Source organism: Brumimicrobium sp., from assembly GCF_048268645.1.
Lineage (GTDB): Bacteria > Bacteroidota > Bacteroidia > Flavobacteriales_D > Crocinitomicaceae > Brumimicrobium > Brumimicrobium ulvae.
Map to the genome: position 1 here is coordinate 1 of NZ_JBLWVE010000009.1, position 17,333 is coordinate 17,333.

The following is a 17,333-nucleotide window of genomic DNA, read 5'->3' on the forward strand; positions in this document are numbered from 1 at the left end:
GAGAATGAGGTTCAAAACGTATATGAAATAGATGAGATTGGACTTCAAATATGGTGCTTAGATGATTTGATTGTAACAGTTATCGCCTCTTAGTTTATTGCTTTTGAAGCTATGTCATACCTGCTGGTATCCCCGCTCGATCTAGATTCCATTCCGAGAGTAGGGAGATTCTTGGCGGTGGATCCTTTGTCGGTAGGTGCACACTCCACATAACTCCGCAACAAAACTGTTCCAATATTGGTCAGCCGTGAAAAGTCACCTCAATTTCAAGGATTTTAAATTTTCTCAATCCAAAATTTCTTGATTTGAGAAATTGATTTGATATTTGGCCAAACTCAGTGAATTTGTCGAGTGAATAACTCTTTTATCGTTATAGTTTTGAAAACAAGACGCACAGCCTGTCCCGTATTTATCGGAACCCAAGAAGCTGCGAGATTTAGTGCAGCTTCTCGTACCCTTGTGACAAAATGCAACCCTTTTCTTCTTGGTCGCCACCTCAAATTCCCTATATTTAAACTTTTCCAATTCAAAAAAAGAAAAGTCCTTCATGAAAATCATCAATGCCCATCAAAACAACCTCAAAAACATCAGTTTAGAAATTCCTGAAAATCAATTGATCGTGGTGACAGGATTATCAGGTTCGGGGAAATCTTCTTTAGCGATGGGCGTAATTGCGAATGAAGGTTATCGCTATTTTTTGGAGAGTTTGCCGGCTTATAATCAACAAAATGGCTTGGCGATTCCAACGGCTGAAGTGGATGAAATTAAAGGTCTTCCTCCGGTAATTAAGGTGGAACAGTCCAAACGTTTTCAATCTACAAATACAACTTTTGGAACGCTTTCCGAACTGACTGACGTTTTTAGAATCTTGTTTGCGCGTTATTCTGCGGAGCATAAAATGAGTAAATCTCTGTTCTCTTTTAATCATCCGAGGGGTGCTTGTGAAGTATGTAATGGAATTGGACAAGAAGAATATATCGACGTTAAAAAGCTTGTCGGTGATGAAAACAAAACCTTGAGAGAAGGAGCGATAGTCACCACTTTGCCAAATGGTTATATCGTTTACTCTCAAGTAACAGTTGAAGAGTTGGATAAGTTGTGTAAAGCCCACGGTTTCAGTGTAGATATTCCTTGGAAAGATCTGTCAGAAGAACAAAAAGATGTTGTTTTAAATGGAAGTGAAAAGATTAAAGTTTTCTATGGAAAGCACAGTTTGGAATCTCGCTTAAGGTGGACAGGATTTAAAGCGAAACCAAGAGAGGAAGGATTCTATAAAGGTGTTCTTCCCATTATGCAGGACATTCTGAAACGCGATCGAAACGCCAATATTCTGAAATTTGTGAGTTCCAGATTGTGCCCCAGTTGTCATGGCGCTCGAATAAAATCGGAACAACTAAAATATAAATGGCAAGGCTATAATTTTGATGCTTGGATGAATTTTTCATTGGTTGAACTTTATGAAAAGCTTGAAATTCAGCATTTAAACGATGGAGAGAAAGTACTTGTAAATAAAATTCGAGTTCAATTGTATGACTTGATTCGCTTGGGAATGAGTGAATACACGTTGAGTACAGAAAGTTATGCTATTTCATCCGGTGATGCACAAAGAATCAAGTTGATTAATCAGGTGAACACCAATTTACAGGGAATTCTGTATGTTTTCGACGAGCCATCCATTGGACTTTCAAAAGCTTATCAAAAATACTTATTGCATATTTTTAAGCGATTGATTTTGAGAGGAAATACCGTGTTGGTAGTCGAACATGATTTAGATTTTATCAAATCTGCAGATTGGATCATTGAATTAGGACCAGCATCGGGAATCAATGGAGGAGAAGTGGTATTCAATGGTTCGGTAAAGGATTTTCTAAATGCCAAGGAGTTAAATAGTCCGACTTTAAAAGCGTTGCAAGAAAGTAAAATTCCTTCAACTCATTCGCCACGAGTCAATATGGAAGCTGACTTTCAACCTTCACTTAAAAAACTGACTGTAATAACCCGAAAAACAGCTCAGTCGATACACAAAATTGAAGCGTTTTGCGAAAAAAACGATTTGAAAACCATCATTGTTTCTGATCAACCCATTGGGAAAACCCCGAGAAGTAACCCGTCGACTTACACTGGAATTGCCGATAAAATAAGAGATTTATTAGCGAAAACACCTGAGGCAAAAGAATTGAAATTAGCAAAAGGTGCATTTTCATTTAACAATAAAGTTGGTCGATGCGAGACGTGCGAAGGAGCTGGGGTAATTACATTATCGATGAGTGTTTTGGGGAACATTAACCAGAAATGTCCGACCTGTAATGGAAAACGCTTTAAGAGTGAGGTACTACAGGTGAAATGGAATGAGAAAAACATTTCAGAAATTTATAATTTAAGTATCGACGAAGCTTTTGCGTTCTTTTCAACGGAGAAGAAAATCACAGATGTTTTGTCCTTGATGATTCAGCTGGGATTGGACTATATTAAATTAGGTCAACCTTCAAACACGCTATCAGGAGGAGAAGCCCAACGTGTGAAATTGACGAAACATTTCGCAAAAAAATCTCCAAAAACCATTCTGATACTTGAAGAACCGAGTATAGGTTTACATCAACAGAATGTTCAACAATTAATTTCCGCTTTACACCAATTAAAAAATAATACGGCAGGAATTGTTTGCTACGAAAATCATCAACTTTTCCAATCTGAATGTGATGTGTTAGTTGATAATTCGCTAAGCGTTGATCCAATTGAATTTGAAGATGAAATACTTCAAAATAGAAATGTAATTTCAATAAAAGGGGCGCGAACTCACCATTTAAAGGACATAAATTTAGACCTACCCAAGCATCAACTAACTGTAGTGACTGGAATTTCTGGTTCAGGTAAATCATCATTGGTGATTGATACCCTGCATGGTTACGGGTTGCAGGAAATGAGTAAGCAATTTTCGAGTTATCAGCAATCTCGTGTGGGAACAGCTTTTCAATTCGATGTAGACAGCATCACAGGATTAACTCCCACAATTTGCATCACCCAAAAGCAAACCAGCTACTCTCAGCGTTCAGACATCGCCAAGCAAACAGGAATAGATCAAATCTTGCGTTTTGCTTTCTCCCGAAAATCTACTTTTGAAGGAGAGGATTTATCTGCAAGCCATTTTTCGAATAACCATGAATTGGGCAGGTGTGCCGTTTGCGAAGGAATTGGCGAAGAATTATTGCCGGACCTCGATAAAATTGTTCTGAATTCGAATTTAAGCATCTCCGAAGGTTTGTTCGAACACAATAAAACCCTGGATTATTATGGAAATGCCGGGAGTCAGTACATGGCGGTTTTAAAAGAAATTGGAACACAACATGACTTCTCACTTGAAACGCCATTTATAGCGCTTTCTGAACAACAAAAAGAGCTGATTTTTAAGGGAACAGGAGAAAAGATATGGGAAACGAATTGGAATTATAAAACGAAAACCAATCAAGGAAGTCAGGCTTTATCAATGAAATGGGAGGGAATCTTCAATTATTTGAAAAATGAATATTACTTAACACGAAAGAATAAGTTTACGAAAAATCTACTTTCCTTGTTCTCACAAAAAGAATGCAGCATTTGTCATGGAAGCGGATTAAAGCAAGAAAGGTTGACTGTAAAACTAGCGGGGAAATCCATTTTTGATATCAAATCAATGCATTTCTTAGCATTGGAAAGTTGGCTGATTTCAAATTCCAAAAACGATGAAATTGATGGTAAATTAATCGCTCAAATTCAACCTTTTATTTCGAAAACAATAAAAAGAGCGGAGCAGTTACACATTGACCACCTTCAATTGACACGGAAATCTGCAACACTTTCAGGAGGTGAGAATCAACGTGTGGAGTTGATTAAGCAATTGAATAATCCACTCAAAGGAATTACTTATTTACTCGACGAACCTTCTGCGGGATTATCCAAAGACAATATTCCAGATTTAATTGCTATTCTACAAGAGCTGATTGCGAAAGGAAATACCGTAATTGCCATCGAACACAACAAAGAAATAATGCTGTCTTCCGGTTACCTTGTGGAATTAGGTCCTAAATCCGGAAAGTACGGAGGAACAATTACATATCAAGGTTCACCAGAAGGTTTACTCAAACAAAAAGAGTGTCATCCTTTCTTGAGAAATGAAATAGTTGCAGTTGACTTATCGCCATCAAAAGAACATATTTCGATAGGTAATTTAGCCAAACATTCACTTCAAAAAGAGCAATTGGATATTCCAGTGGGTGGAATAACAGCCATCACTGGAAAGTCAGGCGTAGGAAAAACGACTTTGGTCAAGGAAATCTTAATTCCGAGCATAGAGTCAGGGAAGCCAGTAAATTGTGAACAATTTCAATTGCCTAAAAAATACCAAGGAGTTCATTATTTCGAATCGAAGAAACTAAGAACCCACGCAGCGACATTATTGGTAGATTATCTAGGGATTTTGAATGAAATCACGAAATTCTTCGCAAAAAAAACTAAGTTGAAAGCCAAGGACTTTTCTTATAAAACAAAATCCAGTCAATGTCCAATTTGCAAAGGAAAAGGTTTCATTGAAACGAGTTTAGACATTGCAGCAAACACGATAGAAAAATGTGAGGAATGTGAAGGAAAACGCTATCAAAATCACATTTTAGAATATCGAATAAATTCCAAAAACATTGCAGATATACTAGCATTTAATCTTTTAGAGATTCAAAATTGGTTTTCAGACTACAAAACATCCTCTAAAACGGCAACATTCCTGGAACAACTCAGAGCCATCGGATTAGGTCATCTTTCTTTACAGCAAACCGTTCAATCCTTATCGTCAGGAGAAAAACAGCGTTTACTCTTACTGAATTGGCTTGATGAAAAACCTAAAAACGAGTTGTTTATCCTCGATGAGCCGAGCGTGGGATTACATTATTCAGATATAGATTTATTGTTAGGAATTTTAGAAAAGCTCGCCAAAGAAAATGATGTTTTGGTGGTAGAGCATAATTTGTATTTGTTGGGTAAACTAAAAAATCAATTACGGATTACGAATTGATGATTTGAGAATTTTTCTACGTTTAACTTCTAAGCTAAACGAAGACCATGAGCTACAAGCTCGCTGTAGCTTCGTGAAATTCGTGATGTACTTGGTCGAAAGGTGTTTGGAGAAACAGTTCAACAATCAGATAAAATTTATACCTCAGAATTCAAACCAGGAACTTACTTTGTAGAAATTATAGTAGGAGGTGGGAGAGAACAAATAAAAATGATCAAGAATTAAAAGTGCGCATTCAAACAAAGAAAAAGTGCGATATCCAGTGATATCGCACTTTTTTATTTATTGAGTTTAATTGATTCCAAAGAGGTTCAAAATCTAGACCTTCTATTTATTTCAAATCTTTTAGCCATTCAAACATTTCCTCAAAAGCTTTTTCACGAACGGGCGCTTTAGATAAAAACAAGTCATGCATTCCATTTTCTATTTCTAAAAGCGTCACCTTTGGACCTAGTCTAGCACCAACGCGTTTAATGTCTTCAACATTCAACACAATATCTTGTCGTGTGGCTTTCTCAGAAAAGTTTGAGATTCTTTCGGAACTACTTGAGTGCATCACAAGAACAGGTACGTCAATTTTAGATTGTCGTAATTTTTTATGTCCCTTTCTAATTGCTGCAATCCATTTGAAGTAGGTAGGAAAACCTTTGATTGGCTTCCAACTCAAGTTAAAATCCCATTCTCCATGATAATCTTTATGAATACTTTCAGCGTAAGCAGGGGAAAGGGCACCTTCTACTTTGGCGTATTTAAATAGTCCGCCAATAGGATAAGAAACGGTAATTGTTGCTGCTTTTTTAATTCTCGACATATTAAAATCGAAAAAAGGAGAGTTAAGCACCAATGTTTTGACCAAATTCTTTTCCTTTCCGAAATTCATGTAGTTGGCCGTAATTAATCCACCAGTTGAATGCGCCAACAGTATAACTTTTTCCTTACTTGCTTCATGAATTTGACGTAGCACTATTGAAATTTCTTCAAAATACTCTTCAATGTCTATACAATAGTTAGGATGCTGATGCTCCATCAAAGAACGTCCATATTTCCTGAGATCTAAAGCATAAAAATCATAACCTTGAGTATTAAACTTTTGCCCCATATGCGCATGAAAGAAATAATCAATATAGCCATGAACATACAAGACACTTTTGCGACTTCCTTGATTTGAATTTGATGAGATTAAAGTAGCTTTAACTTCTCCTTCGTAATCTGGAGTCAATGCAATGGTTTGAGTGGTAAAATCTTTGTTTAAATCCATACGATGATTTGAAAAACATTCATAAAAGAGAAATTCGTTATTGATTCAATTTCTTTTTAATTCTCTCCAGTTTACTTTTTCTTTCCTTCAATTTGATGGTGGCAGTTTCTAATTCTTCTTCTTTTTCTGCTGCTTCTTTGGTCAATTCTTCAATCTCTTTTGCAAGTTTCTTTGTTTTTTTATTGTTCTTAGAAATATCTTTATTTAAGCCTTTTACTTCTTTCGAAAGCTTTTTGACCTTTTTCTCTGTGTCTTTGACTTGATTCTTATAGTAGTCTGGTAAATAGCTGTTTAAAAATTCGGTAAGCATTTGATTCATCACTTTGTACTCTTCAGGAGTTTCATTTTTATCAATGTAGATGTCATAACCAAAAGAACCAAAGACCGTCATTTCTGATCCCACTTCATTTTCAACAATTTTCGTGTAGAAATTCATACGTTTAGGAGAAATTTTTTCAATCACAAGATCTTCTGCGTAGAGTAAATCCTTATTGCTTAAAAATCCAATGCCTTTAATTTTGAAGTCGTAGTTGTCCTTTAAAAAAGACTTCCATGCTTTCTTTAGTGGTTTTGGTTCAGGGTCAATGTTGACAAAAATACTTGGTCGCTGACTTTTATTGTGCATTATCATACCGTCTTTAGGAGTAACTGCCTGAGCATATACACTATTGTTCAATGTAAAAAACATTAAGGCCAATAAACTAAATTTCATCATTAACGTAAACTGTATTTTCTTTTTCATATAAATTGATTTTAGGAATGGTATTCCTCGTTATTTATAATTTGTTTGTCTGATAATATACTCAATTCATTTTGTTTAACTACAATAACTTCGGTCTATTTTTTGCTGAATTTCCTTAAAAAAGGTGAAAACCATCAATGGATTACCAATAAAGGCTTATTTATGAGTTTTATTCACTCTCAAACACAATATTGATTGATGAAGACCAGCAGTCAGAAGTGGATTCAATGAAGTATTTTGAAAAAAGCAAAAGCCACCGAACCGAAATGGACTAAAAGCACTTTAAATTCACATGAGATTTTTTTAAAGCCTAAGAGAGGTACACTCATCCCGAGGTCTATCGAGAGTATATTTTTAACTCTATTTGAGACCAATAAACCAACCCGCCAAGGTGAAAATATAGATGGCCATCCAATAGCTTGAAAGAATTAATATTTCAGCCATTCTAAAAGGTTTTTTAAACATGTCATACGCAAGAACAGCATCAGAAAAAGTAAAGGATAGAGAACCCAATACCAAAACCATAAAAACCAAGGATTGGTCGAGAAGCAGTAGACCTATGGCTTGCCAATTCATGATTAAAATGACTACAATATAGACAATAACAGGAATTGTCATCTTGAACAAATGTTTCCTTAGCACATTAAAATAGACTCCTCCAACGAGTAACAGAAAAATTAATGGCAGCCATTCCCAACTGAATCCAAAAACACTTGTAAAGCCAATGGTGAATCCAATATGGGCAATAAGAAATGAAGTTAACCCTTGTAAAAAATACTTTTTGTTGATCAGGAAAATATCTCCAATCAAAGCAAAGAAGAGCGAGGCAATCATCAATTGAGAATATGTACTTGCAGATTCTTGATGGATGACAACTGCCAAAGCAATAATAAGTATTGTCGTCAATGGTTTAAAAACAGAGAACATCTTGTTGTTCTGTTTCTGTCTATAGAAAATTGCAATAATTGCAGAAATGAGGATGGCTATGCTGAGAATTATTAGTGTCATTTTCTTTTCATTATTGTGGTTTACATCTATGATGATCAGTTAAAAAAAACAAACCTCTCTTCACCAGACTTTAACGCTTCACAATATTATAATTCATTAAATATTTTCAAAGGTTAATACGGACTTTCTTCGTTGCAATTCAATGAAATTGCACTTGGAAACACACAGTCGACAGGCACTCTATGTATTGCATTTTCAATATGGAATCATAAACGCTACAAACTTAGTTTATAAGAATTACCAAGGTAATTAACCAAACAAATGGTAATACAAATTTAGATAAATTTATTGCCGATGCATGTGATTTATATGATAAGTAAAGTGAAGAACTCTCTTACGCCATAAAGTTAAGGTTTGTTCTGCTATTATTTTCCCGTCTTCTGGGAAGACAATCAGATAATCTCTGAACGACTTTATGTATTGAGACCAAAGATTTCCCTTAGCATCGGTAAGCAGAAAATAAAAACCGGCGTCACCGAATTTCATACCTGAAGAATTTAAAACAAGTCCGCCATTTGCATCAACACTTGGTGTCATAATTACGGTGGCATTTCCTTTAGGAAGCGGGAAAACTGCTTTAACACATGTTTTCCCGGAAGGTAAATCACAGGTGCTATAAACACCAGAATATACAGTTTGACCAGTTGATTTTATAGTTCTGAACCAAATTGTATGCTTAACTTTCTTTGTGTTCGGATCAACAAGTGTTATAAGTTCACTAGTCAAAGCCTCTGAGTCTTTTAAGTTTTCGGTCGGAACGTTCAATTGATTGATTCTGCGACTAAAAAGTTTGTTGACGACAATTCCGAAAAATTTAAACAAAGGATTCCATTGAACAGATAACCTCAAATTATAATCTGCCGTTTTTTCATAAAAATCTACAACCTGATCAGATAGCTTTTGGTGCTCATCGTCAGATAGATTTAAAATACCAATTGGAGATATTAAGCCATGAGAAGCTGAATTTCTTCGAATAATTAAGCCTTCAGATTTAGCAAATTGAACGATGAAGTCATCCGAAATAGAACCTAGATCCCCCATAGGTCCAACTAACCAAGGTACTTTTTCCGGATTAATTTTCCTTCCCCATAAAATCACCCATTGCTGAGTGAACCAATCTTTTAAATTTTGTTTCGGATAAGCTAAACTCATTGATTGTTTATTAGAGAAGGGATAATATTTTTTCTATCATCCCATTCACCATGTTCAGACAAGGATATAAAACGTAGGGTTGTAAATTCATAATGAAAGTTTTTCCTGCTTCTTTCCTTCATTGCGTTGGCATGACGTTTAGGTTGATGAATATTGCTATGACCATGAACCATATCCGTCATTTCCTTCTGAGATTTCCAAACTGAAAAAGTTGAAACAGTTCTCGGTAATTTAATTGACGCTAAAGCAAGGGTAGTACCTGGATGATCGCGCACTAACCGTTCAACTGGTCTTCCCCAATGAATGAATCTAGGAACTTGAAAAAGTTTCATCCTAGCAATGGTAAGTGCCACAACAGGAGTATTTGGATTATTCAACTCTACATCTACTTTTGGAATTTCAAACCCTTTAAATCTCCCCCATTGACGTATAAACTTCAGTCTTGTGTGCCATCCTTTAATTAGCGTTTTTCCTAATTGATGATTTTCTAAAAAATGAAGTAAATCACTTTCGTTTTCCCATTGTGCAATAACAATAATTTTACGGCTAAAAAATCGAGAAGGTGAGAAGACCTTAGAACCCAAAGTCATAAAGGACATGCATTCAATATGAATTAAACCTGATATACTTTTTGATGATGGAGAAAATAGAAGAATCCTAAGTGCTTTTAGGTATGTTGTCTTTACTAAATGGTAGGAGAATATGCTCATTGAAAACACAATTAGTTCTTTTTAAACACTCAAATATAATACTATTTTAATTCTATATATTATGTTGAATATGTATAATGAGAGTCATCAGGGTTCAATATATATGTGATATTGGTTGTTTAGAAAAAAAACTGACTACACCTCTTCCAATTTAATTAACGATTAATTAAATTAAACGGCACAAACGATTTATAAACATTGTGAAGTCATTGATTAACTTGAGTTAGTTATCCATAAGCATATTTACTTCATTTCTCCACTAACGCCCAATCCAAACAATGCAAAATCATACTTGCAAGGATCATTTTCATCCATTTTTTGTAGGTTGGTCATCAGTTCTTCGAGTGCTTTCCAATCGTCTTGTTTTCGGGTGATGAGTCCTAGTGTTCGCGCAACATTCCCTGTGTGGACATCAAGTGGGACGTACAATTCATTCATACCTATAGAATTCCATATTCCGAAATCGACACCTTTATCGTCCTTGCGAACCATCCACCTCAAAAACATGTTGATGCGTTTGGCTGCTGAGCCTTTTGCTGGATTAGCAATGTGTTTTTCACTGCGTTGCTGATGAGGAGTTTCAAAAAATGCTTTACGGAAATTGATGATCCGTTGTTTGATTCCACTTTCAGAAGGATTCAATTTGAACCATGCTTCTAATGAATCATTTTCTCTATAGCAAGCTTTCAATGCACGCAAGACGAAATCCAGATCGTCTGTATTGAAAGTCCGGTGAACAAAAGCTTTCTCCGCAAGCATTCCTGTTTCATAATTCAAAACATAATCATGCGGAGCATGTCCCATGAGTTCAATCAGTTTTTCACCATTGTCAATAATCATTTTTCGCTTTCCCCATGCAATTAAAGCAACGATGAAACCAATGATTTCGATGTCTTGTTTTTTGTGAAAACGATGGGGAAGAAGTACAGGGTCATCTTTAATAAAATCGACAGTATTAAACTGTTGAACCTTTACATTAAGTAAATCCGTTATTTCCTTGATATCAATACTAAATGAATCGTCCATCAGCCATTTCTAATTTACGGTCAGAAATATCAGCAAGTTGTGTATTGTGCGTTACAATAATGAAAGTTTGACCAAAATTTTCACGTAGACTAAAAAACAATTGATGCAGTTCTTCAGAGTTTTTTGTATCCAAATTCCCTGAAGGTTCATCGGCTAGAATTACCTTGGGTGAATTCATCAAAGCACGTGCTACTGCAACCCTTTGTTGTTCACCACCTGAAAGTGCAGAAGGTTTATGCTCGTCTCTGTTCTTTAAATTCAAGAAAGAAAACAATTCTTTTGCACGTTTTTCAGCATCTTGTTTGGCATCACCACGAATCAAGGCCGGTAAAATGGCATTTTCAATGGCTGTAAATTCGGGCAACAACTGATGAAATTGGAAAACAAAACCTATAGATTCATTTCTGAATTGAGCCAATTGTTTTTGTGATAATTCAAAAGGCAATTGCGTCCCAACGCTGTATTCACCAGCATCTGGACGCTCTAATGTTCCTAAGATTTGAAGTAAAGTTGTTTTTCCTGCACCAGAAGCTCCAACAATAGAGATCAATTCGCCTTCTTTTACAGAAATATCGATACCTTTAAGGACTTGTACTTGGTCGTAGGCCTTAGTTATGTTTTTGGCTTGTATCATAGAAGGACGAAAATAATATATAATTTGTGTATAAACTTGAATTAGCGTAAATTTGTTGAGTTAAGATGGAAGAATTTGAACAGCAATATCCTCAGAAGCCGATTTTAATTAAAAGGAAAAGTAACGGACACATTTCGATTACAGTACTTTCTATGGTGATTTTCGCCATTACATTCTCTTTGATCCTTGATGATTACTACCTAATTGCTATTCTTCTAGGTGTTCTTCTGTTTCATGAATTAGGACATTTCTTAATGATGAAAATTTTTAATTATGAAGAGTTAAACATGTTGTTCATTCCATTTATGGGCGCTATGGTGTCCGGTAAAAAGAAAGAATATTCACAAATTGAAAGCTCTTTAATGATCATTGCAGGACCAATACCAGGAATTATACTCGGAGCTTCACTCATACTTTATGGTTGGATTCAACCCACATCGTTTTCTATTCAATTGGGCGCTATGTTGATTTTCTTAAACGTGATGAATCTAATTCCTATCGATCCTCTCGATGGAGGCCAACTCATGCGTGTATTGTTTTTTAACAATTATGAGTTTGCCCAACTCATCTTTAACGTTATTTCTTCATTGGCAATTGCCGGTGCTGGACTATACTTTGATTCATGGCTATTGATTATCTTTGGGTTACTGCTCGGATTTCGCATAAAAAACAAGCACAAGCTATATTTGATCCGCAAGGATATGAAAGACGATAATATTGTGTATGAGTCGAATTACGACGATATTTCGAACAGGACTTATGCTAAAATTAAACGTATTATTATTGAACACACACCAGTACTCGAAGACATAAAGGAGTACAATGAAGAAGAGAAATACAATCAAATTGTAGCCAAGCAAGTTGAAGGTGTTTTATTTCCTCCAACGAAAAAGGATGCTTCGGTATTTTTCAAAATATTTATGTTGGTCCTCTGGGCTGGAGGGATTTTCTTATCCTTTTATGCGTTAATGGCTATCGATTTCAATACATTAGTACATGCGTTTCAAACCAGGTGAGAAAGTTAGTTTCTTAAAAGAAGTAGGAGGAGGGATTGTAAAATCTTATAAGAATGAACAAATTGTTATCGTTGATGACGATGGTTTTGATCGTGAATTCTTAGAAATAGAGTTGGTGAAAATCCACGGTGACCAAAGCAATATTTTGCATGATGATTTTGACATTAAGGATGTTATAGAAGAAACCGTAAGCTATAACAAAGACCTCGGAGATGTTTACAAAAAGAAAGATTTTTGGGAAATCGATTTACATACCCATGCTTTTATGGATAGCGAAAGGGGATTTACCAATGGTGAATTGTTGAATAAGCAATTGCTGGAGTTTAAACGTTTCTTTAGAAAAGCGCAAGAAAAACAAATACGCAAACTTGTGGTCATTCATGGCGTAGGAGAAGGTGTATTAAAGGCCGAAATACGAGATTTTCTAGCGGGAAAAGTTGATCTGGAATATTACGATGCTGATTTCAGAAGTTATGGTAAAGGGGCCACTGCGATAGAACTCCATTATCGTTAAAACAAAATCTGCTCTTTTTTGTTATTACTTAGTACATTTAAAAACATTCAAATGAAAAATTTACTTTTAGGATTCATATTGATCAGTACAACCCTATTATTTGCTCAGGAAAAATCAATTTACGATTTCAAGGTAGAGACCATTGAAGGAGAGTTAATTAGTTTATCTGAATTCAAGAGCAAGAAAATCATGATTGTGAATACCGCTTCAAAATGTGGTTTTACTCCACAATACGAACAATTACAAGAATTATATGAAAAATATGGCGGAGATGATTTTGTGATTTTAGGATTCCCTTCGAATGATTTTATGAAACAAGAACCAGGAACGGATGAAGAGATTGCTGTTTTTTGTCAAAAAAATTATGGCGTAACTTTTCCAATGATGTCAAAAATATCAGTAAAAGGAAGTGAAATCGCTCCATTGTATGAATACCTGACCAACAAGAACTTAAATGGTCACAGTGACAGTAAAGTAAAATGGAATTTTCAAAAATACCTAATTGGAAAAGATGGAATGCTAGAGGAAATCTATTATTCTAAAACAGTTCCTACAGATAAGGCCATTATTGATTGGATAGAAAAGTAATAGTTTAATTTATTTATGTAATTAACTATAATTTCCTTAAATTTGAAGCATTGGATTTGTTGCACCAAATGCTGATAACTATTATCATGCACAACTAAAACGCTTTTCGTAACTAAAAGCACAAAACATTTTAAAAATATAAATGGGTAGATCGCAAGAATCGTTTAGTAAACGAGAGAAAGAAAAGAAAAAAGCAAAAAAGAAGAAAGAAAAACAACTTAAGAGAGAGCAACGTCAAGAAGACAACGTTCAAGGAGGAAGTTTGGACGACATGATTGCTTATGTTGATGAGTTTGGAAACTTAACAGACACCCCACCAGAAGAACAAGAACGTGAAGAAATCGAAGCAGAAGACATCGTAATTGGAGTTCCAAAGAAAGAAGATTCAGGAGAACCAGATGTTAATGTAGGAACAGTAGCCTTTTACGATAGCAGTAAAGGATTCGGATTTATTAACGACAACAATTCAGGAGAAAAATACTTCTTCCACGTGAACAACGTGACTTTTGATATTCAGGAGAATGACAAAGTTACTTTTGATATCGTTCGTGGTAGAAAAGGTATGGATGCTGTAAATGTAGCGTTGGCATAGGTTTTTTCTTTAAACTAGATATTTTAACCGCTTTAATGAGATGTCCAATGGATGATCTTGTTAAAGCGGTTTTGTTTTTCATTCATTGAATTTTTAAAATAGGGTGTCAAGACCAATAGTTGGGAATTGAGCATAAATACTTGTCAATCTGAATTAGGATTATTCAACGATTTAAGCATAAAAGTCGTTAAAATCACCTATAGATGTGGGATTTATACCGCATTCTATAATTTACTCCATCACTCGCTTGTTCAATAAGTGAGGAATGAATCCCTCCCCAACTTTTGAAACTGATCCCAAATAGAGGAGAATAGTCCATAAAAAAAAGGGTGTGATTTTCATCAACAACCCTTTTAATCACTTTCGAATTTTATGGATTAAGCACTGAATGTTTAATCCTATTTACGGAGTAATGTTTACTGCATTACAGCATCTCTTTTTGACTTTCTATACAAGCAAGTTGTAAATATTTTTCTTTTACCAAATCTGAATTGCTTATCTGCATTAACAAATTTAACGTAAAGTGGTTTTGACACACCAAAATACTCGTATGTAGAACCATTTGTGAATTCAACCTCTAGAACTTGATTTTTCCACTGAAAATCAACAATTCCACATGTATCCATCATGTGTTTGTATTCTTCTAAATTATTTTCTATTGTCGCTGGAGCTATGCTGATCAAAAACTCATATCCTTGTGTAATATCACGACTCATCGTCTCAGCTTCAAGTGCTTTTTCGTCGTTTTCCTGAAATTTATCAGGATGCCACTCTTTGACTAAAGAACGGTAAGTTTTCTTCAATTGTGCTAAATCGATTGTCGACTCAACATTAAAAAGCTTTTTGTATTGATTAATACGTTTCATTGATTCAAATTAAAATGTGTGCAAAAATACGTACATTATCATTGGGGATTTGCAAGAATCTAATTTTTCTTTTTGTTAATGATGTTTTTAACACAATAGAATCTATAAAAATATGTCGTTTCGCCATAATTCAGCAGGAGGAAAGTGAAGTATAATTCATGTTGATATGAAAGATCAACTTGAATCAACAAAAAACTTCAAAGGATTTAGACAAGTCATTAACACGACGGAAAAAATAGTAAGATAACGAATGAAAGCTTTAATCTAAATAACATAGGATGATACCAAGACAGATATTCGTAGATTTATACAGCTATGACGTTTTTGGATATTTTCAGATTTATAAAATCATCAATATGAGAGAAGATCGTTTTTGACTTTATTCATAGAAAATACACCCATTAAATTGGTGGTAGAACCATTTACTTTTGTGATTTATCTAAAGCTTCTTCTAGAAAGGAAACAAATTTGGTTATTGTTCTGTAATTAAAGTCAGCCGTTTTAATTACTTCATTTTCTGCATTAATCACTGCGAAATAGGGTTGAGCAGAGTTTTCAAATCGAGAATACTGATAGTATGAATTTCTTTCTCCAATTGTTTTTAGATGTCGAATAGAACCATTCGGATCTTTCACTGACTTCTTAATACCTTCTGGTAATGCTGTTCTATCATCAATATATAATGGGACAAAAATGAAATTCTCCATTATAACATCAGCGACTTCATCCTGGAACAAAACATTCATTTCGAATTTTTTGCAATTAACAACATTGTGCCCTGTAAAATAGAGAAGAATAGGTTTATTCTCAAGCTTACTTTGTTGTAAAAGTCTTTCTTCATCGAAGAGTTCAATATCATAAAAACGCTCTAGTATTTCATGAGGTTCCTCTTTTGTAACTTTCTGAGATTCATAAATATCATTGAACTCATTTAAAACATCATTATAAGTCAAATCTGGGTTATTTTTTTCTTTAATATACTCTCCAATAGAATCTATCATTCTTGAATCTAACCCCATGTCTTCCAAAAACTGCTTATCTTTTTCCCAATTATCATAGTCGGCGGGCTTTTGTAAAAACTCAAAAACAATAATTGTTTGTTCTTTGTAGGTAGAGAAATCAGGTTTTTGTTTTAATTCAAGCATTTTGTAATACACATCTCCGAAAGTTATAGAATCATTCTCTTTAGTCTTATCTATCATTAGCATAGCAATCAATTCAGAGCTTAGCAACAATTGTATATCTAAAGAATCAAAATCATCGCCAACAAAAGAATAAATAGTTGATATAATATGTTGTGTATTCTCAATGGTAGTTGATTCAAAATCGACTTTTTGATTTCTGAGTTCTTCCTCAATTTGACCATACAAAGTAAGGTTGAGAAGAAGAATGGAGAGGAGGGAGAGCAATTTTTTCATTTAACCTATTAGTATTTTAATAATGGCGATTCTCAAAAACAAGTTTTTTAATTCTGGGTTAAACTTCTAATTTCTTTTAAGATTAAGAATAGCCCAAGTAAAATAATAAAATAAATTATCAGTAAAATAGTTTTATTCAATAAATGCGGATATTGAAGACAATTTTTACCTAATTTGCGAAATAAAATTCATCAAATTGAAAGTAATTTTTCTGTTTTTAATCCTTACCGGTGCACACGTTACTTATTGTCAAAGTGAAAATGAAATTCACTTCGAAAACATTTCTGATAGTTTAAAGAAATACCAAGACAGTAAGATATTTTCCACGAATAGACCTGTGGATACGATTCTCATTGATTACATGCAATTGGATTACATTGCCTTTAAAATGAAATATTTGCTTTCAGATGAGGAAATGGTACAAATTTCAAGTGCGGCAGAACTTACATATCAATTAGCAAGAGCAGACTTGAAGTTTGATCAAATAAATAGGATCATGAATCATTGTTAAAGGAAATTGAATCTAAAGGACCTGCAGTTGTTCAAGAATTTAAACCTCATGAATATTCTGATTCTTTAAAAAACAGTTTGGATACTGTAAAGATTGAGATTAGGACTTATGAAAAGGATACGATTGGAAAGTAAGATAATTAAAGGCGTAAATCACTTGAACATAAAATCATTGACTATGTAAGACTGTCGTCGTTATATCTGATTTTATGTTCAATAGCAAAGCTATACGTGATTTACAGTACGATTTTCAACAAA

The 17,333-nt window shown here is 34.4% G+C and carries 16 protein-coding genes; 7 read left to right on the top strand and 9 right to left on the bottom strand.

The window, feature by feature from the left end:
* The first annotated feature begins 547 nt into the window (after positions 1–547).
* Entirely contained in the window at positions 548–5,041 is a 4,494-nt protein-coding gene (locus ACN0U3_RS08610; protein WP_417265885.1) for an ATP-binding cassette domain-containing protein, read from the top strand.
* A gap of 78 nt (positions 5,042–5,119) precedes the next feature.
* On the top strand, positions 5,120–5,266 hold the full coding sequence (locus ACN0U3_RS08615) for a T9SS type A sorting domain-containing protein (protein WP_417265979.1): 147 nt from the start codon (positions 5,120–5,122) through the stop codon (positions 5,264–5,266).
* A gap of 106 nt (positions 5,267–5,372) precedes the next feature.
* Here the strand turns inward: ACN0U3_RS08615 and ACN0U3_RS08620 are convergent, their stop codons facing one another.
* From ACN0U3_RS08620 to ACN0U3_RS08650, 7 genes are all read right to left on the bottom strand, one after another.
* Complete coding sequence (locus tag ACN0U3_RS08620; RefSeq protein WP_417265886.1) at positions 5,373–6,299, bottom strand: alpha/beta hydrolase; 927 nt, start codon at positions 6,297–6,299, stop codon at positions 5,373–5,375.
* Positions 6,300–6,336: 37 nt separating this feature from the next.
* Positions 6,337–7,041 carry a hypothetical protein gene (locus ACN0U3_RS08625; RefSeq protein WP_417265887.1) on the bottom strand — a complete coding sequence of 235 codons (705 nt, stop codon included), beginning with the start codon at positions 7,039–7,041 and terminating at the stop codon, positions 6,337–6,339.
* Between the two features lie 360 nt (positions 7,042–7,401).
* The gene (locus ACN0U3_RS08630) at positions 7,402–8,049 is read right to left on the bottom strand and encodes a lysoplasmalogenase (RefSeq protein WP_417265888.1); all 648 of its coding nucleotides are present in this window, start codon (positions 8,047–8,049) and stop codon (positions 7,402–7,404) included.
* 285 nt (positions 8,050–8,334) lie between these two features.
* Positions 8,335–9,201, bottom strand: a complete 867-nt coding sequence (locus ACN0U3_RS08635; RefSeq protein WP_417265889.1) for a hypothetical protein — start codon at positions 9,199–9,201, stop codon at positions 8,335–8,337.
* Positions 9,198–9,911 carry a hypothetical protein gene (locus ACN0U3_RS08640; RefSeq protein ID WP_417265890.1) on the bottom strand — a complete coding sequence of 238 codons (714 nt, stop codon included), beginning with the start codon at positions 9,909–9,911 and terminating at the stop codon, positions 9,198–9,200. The genes ACN0U3_RS08635 and ACN0U3_RS08640 overlap by 4 nt, the downstream gene beginning before the upstream one ends.
* 243 nt (positions 9,912–10,154) lie before the next feature.
* A complete protein-coding gene (locus ACN0U3_RS08645) occupies positions 10,155–10,937 on the bottom strand; it encodes a TIGR02757 family protein (RefSeq protein WP_417265891.1) in 783 nt (260 codons plus the stop codon).
* Positions 10,921–11,571 (bottom strand): ABC transporter ATP-binding protein, encoded by a 651-nt coding sequence (locus ACN0U3_RS08650; RefSeq protein WP_417265892.1) that lies wholly within the window; start codon positions 11,569–11,571, stop codon positions 10,921–10,923. Before ACN0U3_RS08650 ends, ACN0U3_RS08645 begins: the two co-directional genes overlap by 17 nt.
* A gap of 65 nt (positions 11,572–11,636) precedes the next feature.
* Here ACN0U3_RS08650 and ACN0U3_RS08655 point away from each other — a divergent pair, with 65 nt between their 5' ends.
* The 4 genes from ACN0U3_RS08655 (at position 11,637) to ACN0U3_RS08670 (ending at position 14,281) form a co-directional block, all read left to right on the top strand.
* On the top strand, positions 11,637–12,587 hold the full coding sequence (locus ACN0U3_RS08655) for a site-2 protease family protein (RefSeq protein WP_417265893.1): 951 nt from the start codon (positions 11,637–11,639) through the stop codon (positions 12,585–12,587).
* The gene (locus ACN0U3_RS08660) at positions 12,568–13,101 is read left to right on the top strand and encodes a Smr/MutS family protein (RefSeq protein WP_417265894.1); all 534 of its coding nucleotides are present in this window, start codon (positions 12,568–12,570) and stop codon (positions 13,099–13,101) included. Before ACN0U3_RS08655 ends, ACN0U3_RS08660 begins: the two co-directional genes overlap by 20 nt.
* Before the next feature lie 51 nt (positions 13,102–13,152).
* Positions 13,153–13,689: a glutathione peroxidase gene (locus tag ACN0U3_RS08665; protein WP_417265895.1), complete on the top strand. Its 537-nt coding sequence runs from the start codon at positions 13,153–13,155 to the stop codon at positions 13,687–13,689.
* 142 nt (positions 13,690–13,831) lie between these two features.
* Positions 13,832–14,281 (top strand): cold-shock protein, encoded by a 450-nt coding sequence (locus ACN0U3_RS08670; RefSeq protein WP_299205956.1) that lies wholly within the window; start codon positions 13,832–13,834, stop codon positions 14,279–14,281.
* A 416-nt stretch (positions 14,282–14,697) separates the two neighbouring features.
* On the opposite strand, the gene ACN0U3_RS08675 is transcribed toward ACN0U3_RS08670, so the two are convergent.
* Both ACN0U3_RS08675 and ACN0U3_RS08680 read right to left on the bottom strand, forming a co-directional pair.
* Entirely contained in the window at positions 14,698–15,147 is a 450-nt protein-coding gene (locus ACN0U3_RS08675; RefSeq protein WP_299205958.1) for a KTSC domain-containing protein, read from the bottom strand.
* A gap of 422 nt (positions 15,148–15,569) precedes the next feature.
* Positions 15,570–16,565, bottom strand: coding sequence for a hypothetical protein (locus ACN0U3_RS08680; protein ID WP_417265896.1), 996 nt, complete (start codon positions 16,563–16,565; stop codon positions 15,570–15,572).
* 196 nt (positions 16,566–16,761) lie between these two features.
* Between ACN0U3_RS08680 and ACN0U3_RS08685 the strand changes: the two genes are divergently transcribed.
* Positions 16,762–17,076, top strand: a complete 315-nt coding sequence (locus ACN0U3_RS08685) for a hypothetical protein (protein ID WP_417265897.1) — start codon at positions 16,762–16,764, stop codon at positions 17,074–17,076.
* Positions 17,077–17,333: the final 257 nt, after the last annotated feature.

Excerpts from the sequence above, each read along its gene's own strand:
- ACN0U3_RS08645 (WP_417265891.1), bottom strand. The coding sequence starts at position 10,937 with ATGGACGATTCATTTAGTATTGATATCAAGGAAATAACGGATTTACTT.
- ACN0U3_RS08610 (WP_417265885.1), top strand. The coding sequence starts at position 548 with ATGAAAATCATCAATGCCCATCAAAACAACCTCAAAAACATCAGTTTA.
- ACN0U3_RS08630 (WP_417265888.1), bottom strand. The coding sequence starts at position 8,049 with ATGACACTAATAATTCTCAGCATAGCCATCCTCATTTCTGCAATTATT.
- ACN0U3_RS08675 (WP_299205958.1), bottom strand. The coding sequence starts at position 15,147 with ATGAAACGTATTAATCAATACAAAAAGCTTTTTAATGTTGAGTCGACA.
- ACN0U3_RS08665 (WP_417265895.1), top strand. The coding sequence starts at position 13,153 with ATGAAAAATTTACTTTTAGGATTCATATTGATCAGTACAACCCTATTA.
- ACN0U3_RS08635 (WP_417265889.1), bottom strand. The coding sequence starts at position 9,201 with ATGAGTTTAGCTTATCCGAAACAAAATTTAAAAGATTGGTTCACTCAG.
- ACN0U3_RS08670 (WP_299205956.1), top strand. The coding sequence starts at position 13,832 with ATGGGTAGATCGCAAGAATCGTTTAGTAAACGAGAGAAAGAAAAGAAA.
- ACN0U3_RS08660 (WP_417265894.1), top strand. The coding sequence starts at position 12,568 with ATGCGTTTCAAACCAGGTGAGAAAGTTAGTTTCTTAAAAGAAGTAGGA.
- ACN0U3_RS08655 (WP_417265893.1), top strand. The coding sequence starts at position 11,637 with ATGGAAGAATTTGAACAGCAATATCCTCAGAAGCCGATTTTAATTAAA.
- ACN0U3_RS08620 (WP_417265886.1), bottom strand. The coding sequence starts at position 6,299 with ATGGATTTAAACAAAGATTTTACCACTCAAACCATTGCATTGACTCCA.
- ACN0U3_RS08680 (WP_417265896.1), bottom strand. The coding sequence starts at position 16,565 with ATGAAAAAATTGCTCTCCCTCCTCTCCATTCTTCTTCTCAACCTTACT.
- ACN0U3_RS08640 (WP_417265890.1), bottom strand. The coding sequence starts at position 9,911 with ATGAGCATATTCTCCTACCATTTAGTAAAGACAACATACCTAAAAGCA.
- ACN0U3_RS08650 (WP_417265892.1), bottom strand. The coding sequence starts at position 11,571 with ATGATACAAGCCAAAAACATAACTAAGGCCTACGACCAAGTACAAGTC.
- ACN0U3_RS08625 (WP_417265887.1), bottom strand. The coding sequence starts at position 7,041 with ATGAAAAAGAAAATACAGTTTACGTTAATGATGAAATTTAGTTTATTG.